General features: G+C 37.8%; 12 protein-coding genes. 9 read left to right on the forward strand and 3 right to left on the reverse strand.

All coding sequences use genetic code 11. The annotated features are described in order from the left end of the window. The first annotated feature begins 424 nt into the window (after positions 1-424). From F6K27_RS01985 to F6K27_RS02020, 8 genes are all read left to right on the forward strand, one after another. Positions 425-2,818 (forward strand): type IV pilus secretin family protein, encoded by a 2,394-nt coding sequence (locus F6K27_RS01985; RefSeq protein WP_287275343.1) that lies wholly within the window; start codon positions 425-427, stop codon positions 2,816-2,818. A gap of 84 nt (positions 2,819-2,902) precedes the next feature. Next, a complete protein-coding gene (locus tag F6K27_RS01990) occupies positions 2,903-3,475 on the forward strand; it encodes an IS607 family transposase (RefSeq protein ID WP_287275341.1) in 573 nt (190 codons plus the stop codon). Beyond that, positions 3,378-4,553, forward strand: coding sequence for a transposase (locus F6K27_RS01995; RefSeq protein WP_287300827.1), 1,176 nt, complete (start codon positions 3,378-3,380; stop codon positions 4,551-4,553). Before F6K27_RS01990 ends, F6K27_RS01995 begins: the two co-directional genes overlap by 98 nt. Before the next feature lie 192 nt (positions 4,554-4,745). After that, a complete protein-coding gene (locus tag F6K27_RS02000; protein ID WP_287242252.1) occupies positions 4,746-5,156 on the forward strand; it encodes a hypothetical protein in 411 nt (136 codons plus the stop codon). Between the two features lie 779 nt (positions 5,157-5,935). Continuing rightward, a complete protein-coding gene (locus tag F6K27_RS02005; RefSeq protein WP_287275338.1) occupies positions 5,936-7,180 on the forward strand; it encodes a hypothetical protein in 1,245 nt (414 codons plus the stop codon). Positions 7,181-7,265: 85 nt separating this feature from the next. Beyond that, positions 7,266-7,400, forward strand: coding sequence for a hypothetical protein (locus tag F6K27_RS02010; RefSeq protein ID WP_287275337.1), 135 nt, complete (start codon positions 7,266-7,268; stop codon positions 7,398-7,400). Between the two features lie 59 nt (positions 7,401-7,459). After that, positions 7,460-8,563 (forward strand): RNA-guided endonuclease TnpB family protein, encoded by a 1,104-nt coding sequence (locus F6K27_RS02015; RefSeq protein WP_287275336.1) that lies wholly within the window; start codon positions 7,460-7,462, stop codon positions 8,561-8,563. A 157-nt stretch (positions 8,564-8,720) separates the two neighbouring features. Next, entirely contained in the window at positions 8,721-8,999 is a 279-nt protein-coding gene (locus F6K27_RS02020; RefSeq protein WP_287275334.1) for an alpha/beta fold hydrolase, read from the forward strand. 194 nt (positions 9,000-9,193) lie between these two features. On the opposite strand, the gene F6K27_RS02025 is transcribed toward F6K27_RS02020, so the two are convergent. Continuing rightward, a complete protein-coding gene (locus F6K27_RS02025) occupies positions 9,194-9,793 on the reverse strand; it encodes a nitroreductase family protein (protein ID WP_287275332.1) in 600 nt (199 codons plus the stop codon). Between the two features lie 771 nt (positions 9,794-10,564). Here F6K27_RS02025 and F6K27_RS02030 point away from each other — a divergent pair. Then, complete coding sequence (locus tag F6K27_RS02030; protein WP_287275330.1) at positions 10,565-10,930, forward strand: hypothetical protein; 366 nt, start codon at positions 10,565-10,567, stop codon at positions 10,928-10,930. Here the strand turns inward: F6K27_RS02030 and F6K27_RS02035 are convergent. Beyond that, positions 10,891-11,106, reverse strand: a complete 216-nt coding sequence (locus F6K27_RS02035; RefSeq protein ID WP_287275328.1) for a Uma2 family endonuclease — start codon at positions 11,104-11,106, stop codon at positions 10,891-10,893. The genes F6K27_RS02030 and F6K27_RS02035 overlap by 40 nt on opposite strands. 419 nt (positions 11,107-11,525) lie before the next feature. Further along, positions 11,526-12,401: an SDR family oxidoreductase gene (locus F6K27_RS02040; RefSeq protein ID WP_287275326.1), complete on the reverse strand. Its 876-nt coding sequence runs from the start codon at positions 12,399-12,401 to the stop codon at positions 11,526-11,528. Positions 12,402-12,546: the final 145 nt, after the last annotated feature.

Below are 12,546 nucleotides of genomic sequence, written 5' to 3' on the forward strand. Positions count from 1 at the left end.
CTTGCCAAATACTATGGTATCCTATCTAGTTATATTTATGTAAATTTGACAGTTAGTGCTTGGAAGGGTGGGAAAAGTAGAAAAAAGAAAAATTTGAAAGGTGACAGTTCCAAAGCTGTGGATAAAGCCCTATACTCTAGCCAAATACATAAAAAACGACTGTAGAGAGTTAGCTAGGCGGATTTATCCCCTGGTTGAATAACAACACGGGGGTTTTAACCCGAAGTAAAAATCTGCTCTGAAAGTAAGCTCACAGGTGGATTTTTGTCTACCCCGAGGAGTCTAGAAGTCTGTTGACAGGCTGGAAGTAAAAGTGGATTTGTCCCTTTTGCGGTGTTTTTTTACACAGAATCCAGGGTGTTTCAACCCCTGGAGATGTCAAACCAACATTTTCCTAATCATGGCCTAGCGTGGAGTGAGGACAGTGAAACAGCAAATTCAATTTAGTAGTGGACTGTTAGGAGGGGTAGCTGCGGTAATCATCGCCCAGACACCAGCTTTTGCAGTTACACAAATTACCCAAGTCCAGTTAAATTCAGCAGAAGGGGGCATGAACATTGTCCTAGTGACAAACAATGGCGATCGCCCCGAAGTTTTCTCAGTTAATAGAGATAACTCTTTCGTTGCAGACATAATTAATGCTCAACTTAGGATTCCCGAAGGCAACAAATTTCGGAAAGATAGTCCAGCACCTGGCATAAAATATGTAGAAGTAATGCAGGTAGATGCCAACAGTGTGCGGGTAGTCATCCAAGGAACAAAAGGCCCTCCCAGAGGAAGAATAATTCAAGGGGGGGGGCGAGGAATTATTCTGAGCGCTGCTGCAGGGTCAGGAGAAGTAGCTCAGGCATCCACACCTAAACCTAATAGCTTTCCCCCACCCTCAGAAGCATCTGAACCTGCCCCCCCACCTGTACAACCAGAACCTACTGTAGTACCTCCAAGAGAAACCACCAGCTCCCAAGAATCAAAGGTATTATTACCTGATTCTGAACTCACAGGAGACGGTTTCCCCACCTTACCAGGACAACCATCCCCCAGTGAAGTTCCTCCTTTTCAACCACGAGCAATAGCACCACCAGTAGGTGACATAGCAATATCCAATATTAACCCCTCAGTAGAAGTTATAGATTTAGGCACACAAGAAAGAATACCTCGTTTAGTTTTGCGAGATGCTCCAGTCAGAGATGTTTTAGCTTTACTAGCTAGAGCTGCCGGGTTGAATGTAGCCTTCAGTTCAGGTGGGGAAGAAGAAACTGGACCTAGTATTTCCCTAGATATTGAAAATGAGTCTGTTCAAGATGTTTTTAACTATGTTCTACGTCTAAGTGGGTTGCAGGCCAACCGAGTAGGGAATACAGTATTTGTGGGGCAAGAATTACCAGCAGAAGCCAGAAATGTTGTAGTCCGTTCTTTCCGCTTAAACCAAGTTACAGCCCAAGCTGCTGCGGGTTTTTTAGTTAGTATGGGAGCTGAAAGTGCAGTTGTGACAAGTCAGCCAGTAACTCAGGTAAATACAGTTAATATTCCTGGAACTAATCAGGCAATTACAAATACAGAAACAATTGAAAGAACAGTTATTCAGCCTCTACGCTACGACCCCCAAGATGCTCCTCCGTTGTTAAAAGGTTTACAGGTAGTAACTGATAGCCGACTTAATAGTGTTACTTTAGTAGGTCCACCACAACAAGTAGAGATTGCTGCAGCCCAATTGGTACAGCTAGATTTGCGACAAAGGCAAGTAGCTGTAAACGTAAAGGTTATAGATATTAACTTATCAGCAGAGGAAAACCTTAATAGTAGTTTCTCCTTTGGGGTTAATGACAGTTTCTTTATTAACGATAATGGGGCAGCATCTCTAAACTTTGGTAGTCTTCAACCTGCTAGTATTACACAACAGAATGCTACTAACCCTCTTTCCCGCCCTGTCACTGGTAACCCAATTTTGGGAGACCCATTCTTTGATAGCCAACGTACATTTGAAGTTCCAGGAACTGGTATCCCTAACCTTAATCAGGGTAGAGGAACTTTCCTCAGACCTATAGCTCCCACCACAGGTGAACCGACAAGAGTTGGGATTACAGATTATGAACCATCAGAAATAGATGTTGATGATAATGGGGTAATAGATGTGGAATTAGGAGAGGCAGAATTTGGCTTATTCCCTCAAATTTTGTATCCAAGGCGATTTCTCGGTCAATTAAGGGCTACTGTGAGGACTGGTAATGCCAAGATTCTCACCGATCCAACTTTAGTGGTTCAAGAAGGAGAAATAGCTAGTGTCAGACTTGTAGAAAATATTGTCAGAAGTATTGACAGTAATTTTACAGATGATGGAGGTACGAGTCGAGAAACTAGAACTGTTAGGTTTGAAGATGTAGGTTTAACCCTAGCTATACAGGTAGAGAGAATAGACGATAATGGTTTTGTGACTGTAACAGTAAATCCAGAAGTAAGCTTTATTTCAAACAGGGTGCCAACAGACGCTGATAATCAAAGTGAATTTGGTACAGAAATTGCCAGGCGTCGGGTAGAATCCGGTAGAATTCGCCTGCGGGATGGACAAACTCTGATTATTTCTGGCATTATTCAAGAGCAAGAAAGAACAATCATAGATAAAGTGCCTATTTTGGGAGATTTACCCATCATTGGTTCCCTCTTCCGCAGCAGCCAAAATGACAATCAACGAGCAGAGACAATTGTCCTACTAACACCTCAAATATTGGATGATGGCGATCGCTCTTCTTGGGGTTATCGATTTAATCCTAGTCCAGATGCTTTGCAAATGATGGAAAGGGGTCAACCAAGGCCACGCTAAAGTTAAATTTAAGGGTTGACTAACTATTATCTATTTGCTCACATATATTCACATAAGCTTCTATATGTATGCCAAGATAGGATTATGGGTTATGTTCCACCCCAGAAAGCTGTAGAAATACTTGGCTTGCATCCTAATACATTACGCAAATATGCAGATGAAGGCAAAATCGAAATCATCAAAAACGAGGCAGGGCAAAGATTGTATAACGCACAATCTTACATCAGGGGTGCAACTAGAGCTTCCCTTATTTGCTACTGCCGAGTCTCATCAGCAAAACAAAAAGATGACCTCAATAGACTTGTTGAGTTGCAAGGCCAGTACCCAAAGGCCAAAATCATCAAAGACATTGGCAGTGGACTCAACTTCAAGCGAAAAGGGCTTAGAGCCATACTGGACAGACTATTGCGAGGCGATCAGCTCACAATTATTGTTACCTGTCGGGACAGACTTACCAGATTTGGATTCGAGCTTATACAGTATTTGGTCGAACAAAACGGTGGGGAAATCCTGGTTCAAGGGCAAACTATATATTGTCCAGAATCAGAAATGGTCGCCGATGTTCTCTCGATCATTCACATATTCTCCTGTAGAGTCCACGGACTTAGAAAGTACAAACAAAAAATCAAAGAAGATTCGGATTTACCTAAATTGTGAACAAAAGCAACTACTCAGACAATGGATAGGTGTGGCTAGGTTTACCTATAACCGAACCGTTGAATACCTTCAGCAACCTGATACCAAGGCTAATTGGAAAGCAATCAAGGGTGGGATTTTGAAGAATTTACCTGAGTGGTCTAAACCTGTTCCTTACCAGATAAAATCTATTGCTGTTCGTGATGCTTGTATAGCAGTCAGAGAAGCAAAAGTTAAGTATTCTCAAACAGGACAGGTACAGCAGGTAAAATTCAAATCTCGTAAAAATCCTATTCAGTCTTGCTACATACCTAAATCGGCAGTATCAACAAAAGGTATTTACCACACTAAGCTTGGGTTACTCAAATTTTCTGAGCTATTACCTGAGACTTTTGGAGATTGCAGAATAGTTGTTGCTCGAGGACAATATTACCTTTGCTTGCCAGTTGATGCACCAAAACATCCGGCTGAAAATCAAGGCCGGGTTGTAGCATTAGACCCTGGAGTGAGAAACTTCTTAACGCTATTTTCAGAAAATAGTTTTGGTTGGATAGGTTCTGGCGATATTGGCAAAATTCAGAGACTTTGTTATCACTTAGATGATTTGATTTCTAGGCTGACTCAAGCTAAATCTAAAACCAAGCAGCGTATGAAAAAAGCAGCTAATCGAATGAGGTCAAAAATTAGAAACTTGATAGATGAGTTGCACCACAAAACAGCTTTATTTTTGGTTCAAAACTTTGATGTAATTCTGCTGCCAACTTTTGAAGTTTCTCAGATGACAACCAAATCAAGCAGAAAACTCAGAAGTAAATCAGTGAGACAAATGTTGAACTGGGCACACTATAGGTTTGAGCTTTTCTTAAAGCATAAAGCTGTTGAATACAACAAAGTCGTTGTAGATGTAAGTGAAGCCTACACTAGCAAAACCGTTAGCTGGACTGGTGAAATCCTCAACAATTTAGGTGGCAAAAAAGTTGTGACTGGTAACGATGGTTTTCGCCTTGATCGCGACTTAAACGGAGCGCGTGGAATCTTGATCAAAAGCGTGGTAGAGAAATTTTCAACCGCATTGGGAGATACCCCCTCAGCAGGTTAATCTTGCTGTGCATTGTTAACAATTGTTAGCAAAATAGTATCGGATGGTGTATATTTATCAGTTTGAACCATCCCAATTTTGTTGATTGAAAAACCTTCGTCTTACATTACCTTCAATAGGTTGGGTGCGTCTTGCCAAACCATTACCTGTAACAGCAATACATAATTGTGTGATTTCTCGTACTGCCGATCAATGGTTTATAGCTATTATAGCGGTTTTCAAATAGATAGACTACAGTGGCCAAAGCATTCTCCTACTCCCTACTCCATACTCCCTACTCCCGCGCACCAACAGAATTTTGTAGTCTACTTAAATGAAAAGCGCTGTAAATATGAAGTTGAGAAACCAAGTATTGAAGCACAAAGACCTACAATTGGTGTCGATATTGGAATTAAGGAATTAGCCGTTTGCTCTAACGGTAAGGTGTTTAAAAATCCAAAAACTTATAGACCCATGAGTAAGTGTTTAAAACACCTACAGTGTCAAGTGAGCAAGAAAGTGAACGCTGCCAAAAATATTCTCAAGAAAGCACTATGTACGGTGGGGCACACCGGAACCTACCGGGAGATTGGCCTTTTGGCTGAGTTGGAGAAATCCTGCTAGGTGATGTTGAGTCAGTGTTCGCGCAGCGTTGCGTCAGCGAACCAAGAATCCCCGCATTTTTAGACTGGGGAGTATCAATCTGAATACTATATAGCAATTCCCATAAACAGTGAGATACAAAATTCGTTTGTTTGAGGCAGTAGGGAGCACTAGATAACTATAATTTACTTCCTAAAAATGAAAATTCTGTACCGACCAATATTAGTACTTTTGCCAGACTACTTATTCTTAAAAATGGTGTTGGTTGTAATTATTTGATTACGAATTATCCGTATTCACACTTAACTAAAAGCTTCTGCATTTACAGGGTTTCAGTAAACTTATCATCAAAAAATCTACTGAACTCTTAGATTCTTCATCAAATCTTTACATAAATTCAAATAATTCCAGAGTAAAATTAATAGTTAGAGTATAATCTAATTTTTATACTTAATTTAGCTTATAAAGGTTAGTTATGGATAGGACTAAGATTGTAATAAGCAAAAGTTATAAACTAGAGTGAGTATTACAAACTTTAATCTGTATTTCAGATTTAACCTAATTCATAACGCATATTTTTAGGTAAATACGGACATTGAGCATATTTTTATATGAGTTAAATTTACTATCATAATCTCAAAAATATTGGTCTAACAAATCTGTTCAAAATTGCAATTTAATTCTTATTGAAATATCTATTCTACTAAGACAGATATAATCATCAATTCTTACAAAAATATACTTTATTGAAGGGCAAGTTAAATTAGCTTATAATTAATTATCAGAGGGGATTTTCAAGAATGTTAAATTATAATTTAAACTCTTTATCAACTAATAATAATCATAAATCGGCCAAACAAGAACAGCGACTTTATCAGCATTTACAAGATTTAGCTCGTCAACAAGACCCCGAAGAGTTAATTGGTAATTTTAGGGCTCTATTTATTGATGCTTCTGGATATTTTATCCCTGAAATATGGCAGGTAATGGAAACAATTATTCATGCCGATCCTGATGAAGAAGAATTTCATAATATTCTCAATAGAAGTTGCTATATATTAATTAACTGTTGGTTACAAAACCCACAACTGCAAAAATCAATTCCAGAATTAGTAAGTATATTCCAGGTAAAACCAAATAACCTGCCCTCTTGTTGGACTTCTAAACGTGTACGCACTTTAATTAGCAGTTTTACTGAGACTGAAAAATATGTTGCCTTACAACGTTTAGCTAAGATGTTTATCAGGGAAACTCAAGAAAATACAAAAATTGCAGATCGGAAGTTAGAAAAATTAATTGATCGATATCCATATCTATATGAACATTGTTTTTTCAATGATAAGAGTACTGATGAAGAGCAACAAGAAATTAAAATAATTAGAAGAAGACAACAGCAAAAATATGAAATAGATTTGTCTAAATATATCACTTATCAAAGGTTGCCCAGGAAAAGCAATTCTATTGAAAATCCTACTTTAATGAAAGACGAAGAATTAAATGAAGTAGTTAAGTATTTTACCAAAAAAGTTCATGGTCGCCAAACATTACGAGACCAAGCTCAACAGTTTCAAACTTATTGTGATTTTACTTGTTCTTATGGTACTTTTAAAGATGGGCTATATGAATACTTAACTGATACAATCGATCCTGGTTATAGTAAATGTCAATTTAATCGCAAATTATATGATAAATTACAAAATACTTGGTCTGATAATAATACTCAAAAACCCAATGATTCTCTAATTTTAGGTACTTGCAAAAAAATGTTAGATTTTCTAGTTGTTGAGAGTCTTGAGCAACCAAAACATTTTGTTTTTTATGACCTGATTAATAATCTTGGAGCGACAATGGTGATTGGTATGTTCTTGAAGATTGTACTATTTTGTCACCAAGCTAAACCTTATTTAGAACAAAAATTTTCTATTCTTTTTAATCATTATCAAGGAGCTACCACTGGTAAAGTTTGGTGGTTAGTGAAGTCCATGGAAACTCTTAATGTTGCTTTTAGCACTAACTTAGTAGGGATAAATCTATGGTGTTTTTAACTATTGATTCGGCGTTGCACAGTGACGAATTATTACGAGAATTGAGGAATTTGCCGATGTTTCAAATCATAGATCAGCAAGGGAATTGATCTGTACCAGTATTCATGCCTCTTGTGAAGACTACCGTGCTGCTGCCTCTATTGACTTAGAGCATGATGAAGCAGATATTGACACGAAAATACAGTGTCCGTTATTGGTATTGTGGGGAGCATTGACTTAATCAAAGAATAACGATATAATACGTTAAAAAGCATACCATGATACTGCCAATACGCATACATGAAATCCATCAGAACCAAGCTCAAACTGAATAACAAGCAGAAAACCCTGATGGCTCAACACGCGGGTTATAGCAGATGGTGTTATGACTGGGGTTTAAGTTTATGGAATGCTGCTTACACAGATGGTTATAAGCCCAATTATGGTAAGCTTAGAGAGGTTTTTACCAACCACACAAAACCTCTTTATCCCTGGATGAAAAATTTGTCATCTAAAGTTTATCAGTATGCTTTTATTAACTTAGGTGAAGCATTTAAGAGGTTCTTCCAAGGGTTGGGTAAATATCCAAGATTTAAGAAGAAAGGTAAACATGATTCCTTTCCTTCGGAATGCTACGCAAACACAATAGATAATTGTGGAAAACCAATAGAATTAAATGGATGGAATCATAAATTACCTTTGATTGGTGTTGTAAAAACATACGAACCAATTGAAGCAACAACTAAAAGAATAACCATTAGTAGACAGGCAGGTGATTGGTATCTCAGTTGTAGCTATGAATTTAATGACATAACCACGGCTAAAAAAACTGATGTTATCGGTGTAGATTTAGGTGTAAAAACCTTAGCTACATTAAGTGATGGAAAAGTATTTGACAGTGTGAGATCTTATCAGACATTTGAAGCTAAACTCTCTAGATGTCAATACCGAAACCGGAATAAAATTATTGGTTCTGCTAATTACAAAAAGGCACAGTTAAAGATAGCCAAGCTACACACAAAGGTAGCTAACATCCGTAGAAACGCACTTCATAAATTGACAACTTACCTAGCCAAAAACCACGGCAGTGTTGTTATAGAAGATTTGAATGTTCGCGGTATGCTAGCTAACCATAAGCTAGCTAAATCAATAGCCGACCAAGGTTTTTATGAATTTCGGAGACAGCTTGAGTACAAGTGCCAATGGTACGGTTCTGAGGTAGTAGTAGTAGATAGATTCTTTCCATCATCAAAGACTTGTTCTAACTGTGGTCATGTTCAGGATATGCCCTTGCATCTGAGGACTTATGATTGCCCAGAATGTGGCTTGTCAATAGATAGGGATTTAAACGCAAGTATAAATTTAACAGATGCGGTCGGCTCGGTCGTGAATGCCTGTGGATGAGTAACCGCCGACGGCCTCAGTTGTTTGCGTAGCATTCCGCAGGAAAGCAAGAAGTAAACTTCAAGTTGTCACGTTATATGACGCTTTGTATCAGTTTTATAGAGCAGAGAAGGGAGTCATATCAAATCCGGTAGCATCGGTGTAATTAGATTGGGGGATGGGGAGATTTTGCCCACCCCTAACCCCTCCCAGGAGGGGAATGTGGGGAGATGGGGAGATCGAGAAATATTTGGTAATGGTTGAAGATGAAACATTTTTTTATACCGAATTAAACGGATTTGATATCATGGGAAAACTTTATGATGTTTTGGAAACCTGGCGAGAAAGAGTGATAGAAGGTTTGTTGCAAGGTCAAGGTTTGAAATGCGGTCATTTTATGGCGGAGGAAGTGCCAGATGAAGTAACTCAGGCGTTGCTTGATTTTTTTAGAGGATAATTACAGGGGAGCTATGAAAATTGTACCCGACTCAAATATAATTTTGGGTAGGGCGATCGCCCTACCCTATAGTCAGTTATTAGTTAGTAGGTTGGGTTGAGGAAAGAAACCCAACACGGGCGTTATTATTGTTGGGTTTCCTACGTCAACCCAACTTACAGGAATGACGAATATTCAATTCGCTTCTTTAAAAATTAGATAAATGAAGCAGTTTGACCCCACTCTCCAGTAAATACAAAAGAATTTATCGGTTTACGACTGCGGGGAGAAAGTTCCCTCTCTCGTAAAGACTCAGGCAAAATATCGGGTTCTCCTGGATAACCAATAGCTATAGCTGCTACTGGTTCATATTCTGCTGAAATTTTATATAATTCCCGTGCTTTATCAACATCAAAACCTCCCATTTGATGAACTCTCAAACCCATTTCTGTTGCTTGAAAAGTTAAGCTGGCAACTGCTAAACCTACATCGTGAAAAGCGTGTCTATTTGGTTGATTATTTCTGTCAAAAGAAAGTTTCGCAACGGATAACATTAATACAGGAGCAAGACCTGCCCAAGGTTGATTTCCTTCTACAATACAACTAAAAAGATGGTCATATTCAGTGGGGTTTTCCTTAGTAGCAATTATGAAACTCCAAGGTTGTTCATTGAAACAAGAAGGAGACCATCTTGCTGCTTCTAGAAGTGAAAGTAATACTTCTGAGGAAACCATTTTGTCAGCAAAAGCTAAAGAACTCCAACGTTGTTTTAATAACTCATTAATTGGATATTGATTTTTTGCAGGTTTTTCCATTTTTTGAATTTTTAATAACTACTTGAGGTATCTAAATAATATCAAAATTTGTTGCTGCTTATATCATCTTTAGTTGAATATCACACTTTAGAGGAAGGAAGGAAGAGAGCAGAAGTAAAGTAGTGGCATGACCACCTAAAATGTTACAAAAGTAGGGGCGGGTTCCACGTTAAATTAATGGGGTTAGAAATGATTTAGATAAACCAGCCCCCGCACCAATAATAACTGAGCAAATTAACTGTTTCGGTCTAGTATTAGGGTCTGGTTCCGCGTTAAATTAATGGGGTTAGAAATGATTAGATAAACCAGCCCCCGACCAATAATAACTGAGCAAATTAACTGTTTCGGTCTAGTATTAGGGTCTGGTTCCGCGTTAAATTAATGGGGTTAGAAATGATTAGATAAACCAGCCCCCGACCAATAATAACTGAGCAAATTAACTGTTTCAGTCTAGTATTAGGGTCTGGTTCCAGGTTAAATTAATGGGGGTGACAAATGATGAGATAAATTCGCCCCCGCACCAATAATAACTGAGCAAATTAACTGTTTCGGTCTAGTAGTAAGATTTAAAGGTAGTAGCTCGTCTAAACTAAAATTGTGAGTAAAACCCAACGCTAAAATCCCCCCCAACCCCCCTTTCCAAGGGGGGAGAGGTCTATATTTTCTAAAATTTAACCACATTTTCAAGCTAGGCGAGCTAGTAGAATGAGGTAAAATTTGGTTTTAATTTTCAGGGAAAAGCTAATCTTTATATTACTAAAGAATAAAAGAATGAACGGACAGTTAGAAAAATATATTGTTTTAATTAACAGTGCTAGTGATAAATCTCTCAAAGCAGATATTATTGGTACTAGATTTGCTTTTTATCAAGAAGAAAATTACACTTATTTGCTGACTTGCGCTCATGTTGTTGAGGATGTGGGTGAAGAGGAAAATGTATTGGTAAATAATATTTCCGCAGAAGTTGTGGCAATAGGAGATACTCAGGGTTTTGATTTGGCAGTTTTGCGAGTCAAAGAACTTTTGTCTGTTCTTCCTTTAGGATTAATGATTTTACTTGGAGAGCTAGAAATAAGTTTAAAAATTTCAATTCCTGGTTATTTTCTTTGGTTTGCGACAAAAACTCGATATGGTTGACTTTTGAGAGAAAAGTTTAAAGCTGTGCTGAAGTTGAGAGATATCTGATTATGATTTGGAGTACCGTCAGTTATGGGAATAATTTCAGCATTGATATATTCGTGTCGTTGTTGTGAGTTAATTTCAAAGTTTAAATATTCTGTGGGGGTATAGTTTTTTTGTTGTTGAATTTGCATGGTTTTCAGTTTTTAGCGATCGCTTGAATCATTTTATTGATAGTTCTGCATAGTAATGTTAGATAGGAACAACCAATGCTTGCAGCGGTTTTCATTTCGGTAGACCACAGTAGGGGCGTTAACGATAGTTATGCGCCAGCAAATGGCCATTTGCTAGCGCAAAGCTGCCGCTAACGCCCTTACAAGATTTTGGTAGTGACGTGAGGTCATCAATCTGAAAAGTGCTGTAAAGTACGGACATCCTGTCCACGAGTACGGGAGCAAGATGCTCCCACTGTCGTGCTTCCTAACAAAAATAATTACAATGCAGCACTATCCCTATTTTTTATTGTTTAAGATTTTCAGAATTTACGCAAAACCAATATATCTAGGGCGAACGGCCGTTTGCTTGCACATACTTCGTAACGTCCCTACTTTATTCACACTCCCATTTTTCGGCGAATAAAACTCTCTACAGATTCCATTTTCATCTCAAATATTGTCTCTAAATTCTCAATTTCTTCTGGAGTGCAGAAAAATTCATTTGCCAATAATACTCTTAAAGTACCTAGACTTTTTTGTAACTCAGAATTAAACAATCCTACAGTATTTCGTAATCCATCAAATACAAATAAAGGTGGATTAATAACTATCGGTTCCCGGTTAAAAACTTTACTAAATATCTGAGAAATTTCTCCTCTAGAAATAATTTCTGGTCCACCTACAGGCAAAATTTGATTACAAGCAGCTTGTACAGAAACAGAATCCACAGCAATTTTTGCCAAATCATCTGTACTAACTATTGAAGTGCGATTTTTGTCATCTCCAATAAGTAGATAAATTCCTGTATCTTTAAATCTTTCTGCCAGTGGTAATAAATTAGAAGCAAAACCAGAAGGTTGCAAAATAGTATAATTTAATCCACTCGTTTTGAGATATTTTTCTACCTCTCTTTTTGCCTTAAAAGTAGGTGAATCTTCATATCCTCTTTCTGCTCCTAAGACAGAGATAAATACAAAATGTTTAACACCAACTTTCACCGCACAATCTATCAGTTCAATATTAGCTCGGTAGTCAATTGCTTGAACATCACTCGCCCCACCATGAGCGCTAATAATATATTCAATTCCTTGACAAGCTTTGTAAATATCCTTGTCTATTTTTAAGTCGCCTATGAAGACTTCAGCTCCACGATTTTCTAATTCAGAATAAGCAGAATTTAGTCTGGCAAAAGCACGGACTAATATTTCTCTTTCTCTCAATATTCTGATTATTCTTCGCCCTAAGTCTCCGGTTGCTCCTGTTACTAAAAACATAATTATTTTTTGTTAGTTATTAATAGTTCAATTGAAAAATTTACCAAATAAAAAACTTAGTATTAGCTATAAATAATTGAGGTATAGTTTTAGATCCCCCCTAACCCCCCTTAATCAGGGGGGAACTTTCAAAGTCCCCCTTTCT

Source organism: Okeania sp. SIO2F5, assembly GCF_010692685.1.
In the GTDB taxonomy this organism is placed as follows: Bacteria; Cyanobacteriota; Cyanobacteriia; order Cyanobacteriales; family Microcoleaceae; genus Okeania; species Okeania hirsuta.

Excerpts from the sequence above, each read along its gene's own strand:
- F6K27_RS02005 (WP_287275338.1), top strand. The coding sequence starts at position 5,936 with ATGTTAAATTATAATTTAAACTCTTTATCAACTAATAATAATCATAAA.
- F6K27_RS02035 (WP_287275328.1), bottom strand. The coding sequence starts at position 11,106 with ATGCAAATTCAACAACAAAAAAACTATACCCCCACAGAATATTTAAAC.
- F6K27_RS02000 (WP_287242252.1), top strand. The coding sequence starts at position 4,746 with ATGGTTTATAGCTATTATAGCGGTTTTCAAATAGATAGACTACAGTGG.
- F6K27_RS02020 (WP_287275334.1), top strand. The coding sequence starts at position 8,721 with ATGGGGAGATTTTGCCCACCCCTAACCCCTCCCAGGAGGGGAATGTGG.
- F6K27_RS02015 (WP_287275336.1), top strand. The coding sequence starts at position 7,460 with ATGAAATCCATCAGAACCAAGCTCAAACTGAATAACAAGCAGAAAACC.
- F6K27_RS01995 (WP_287300827.1), top strand. The coding sequence starts at position 3,378 with ATGTTCTCTCGATCATTCACATATTCTCCTGTAGAGTCCACGGACTTA.
- F6K27_RS02030 (WP_287275330.1), top strand. The coding sequence starts at position 10,565 with ATGAACGGACAGTTAGAAAAATATATTGTTTTAATTAACAGTGCTAGT.
- F6K27_RS02040 (WP_287275326.1), bottom strand. The coding sequence starts at position 12,401 with ATGTTTTTAGTAACAGGAGCAACCGGAGACTTAGGGCGAAGAATAATC.
- F6K27_RS02025 (WP_287275332.1), bottom strand. The coding sequence starts at position 9,793 with ATGGAAAAACCTGCAAAAAATCAATATCCAATTAATGAGTTATTAAAA.
- F6K27_RS01990 (WP_287275341.1), top strand. The coding sequence starts at position 2,903 with ATGGGTTATGTTCCACCCCAGAAAGCTGTAGAAATACTTGGCTTGCAT.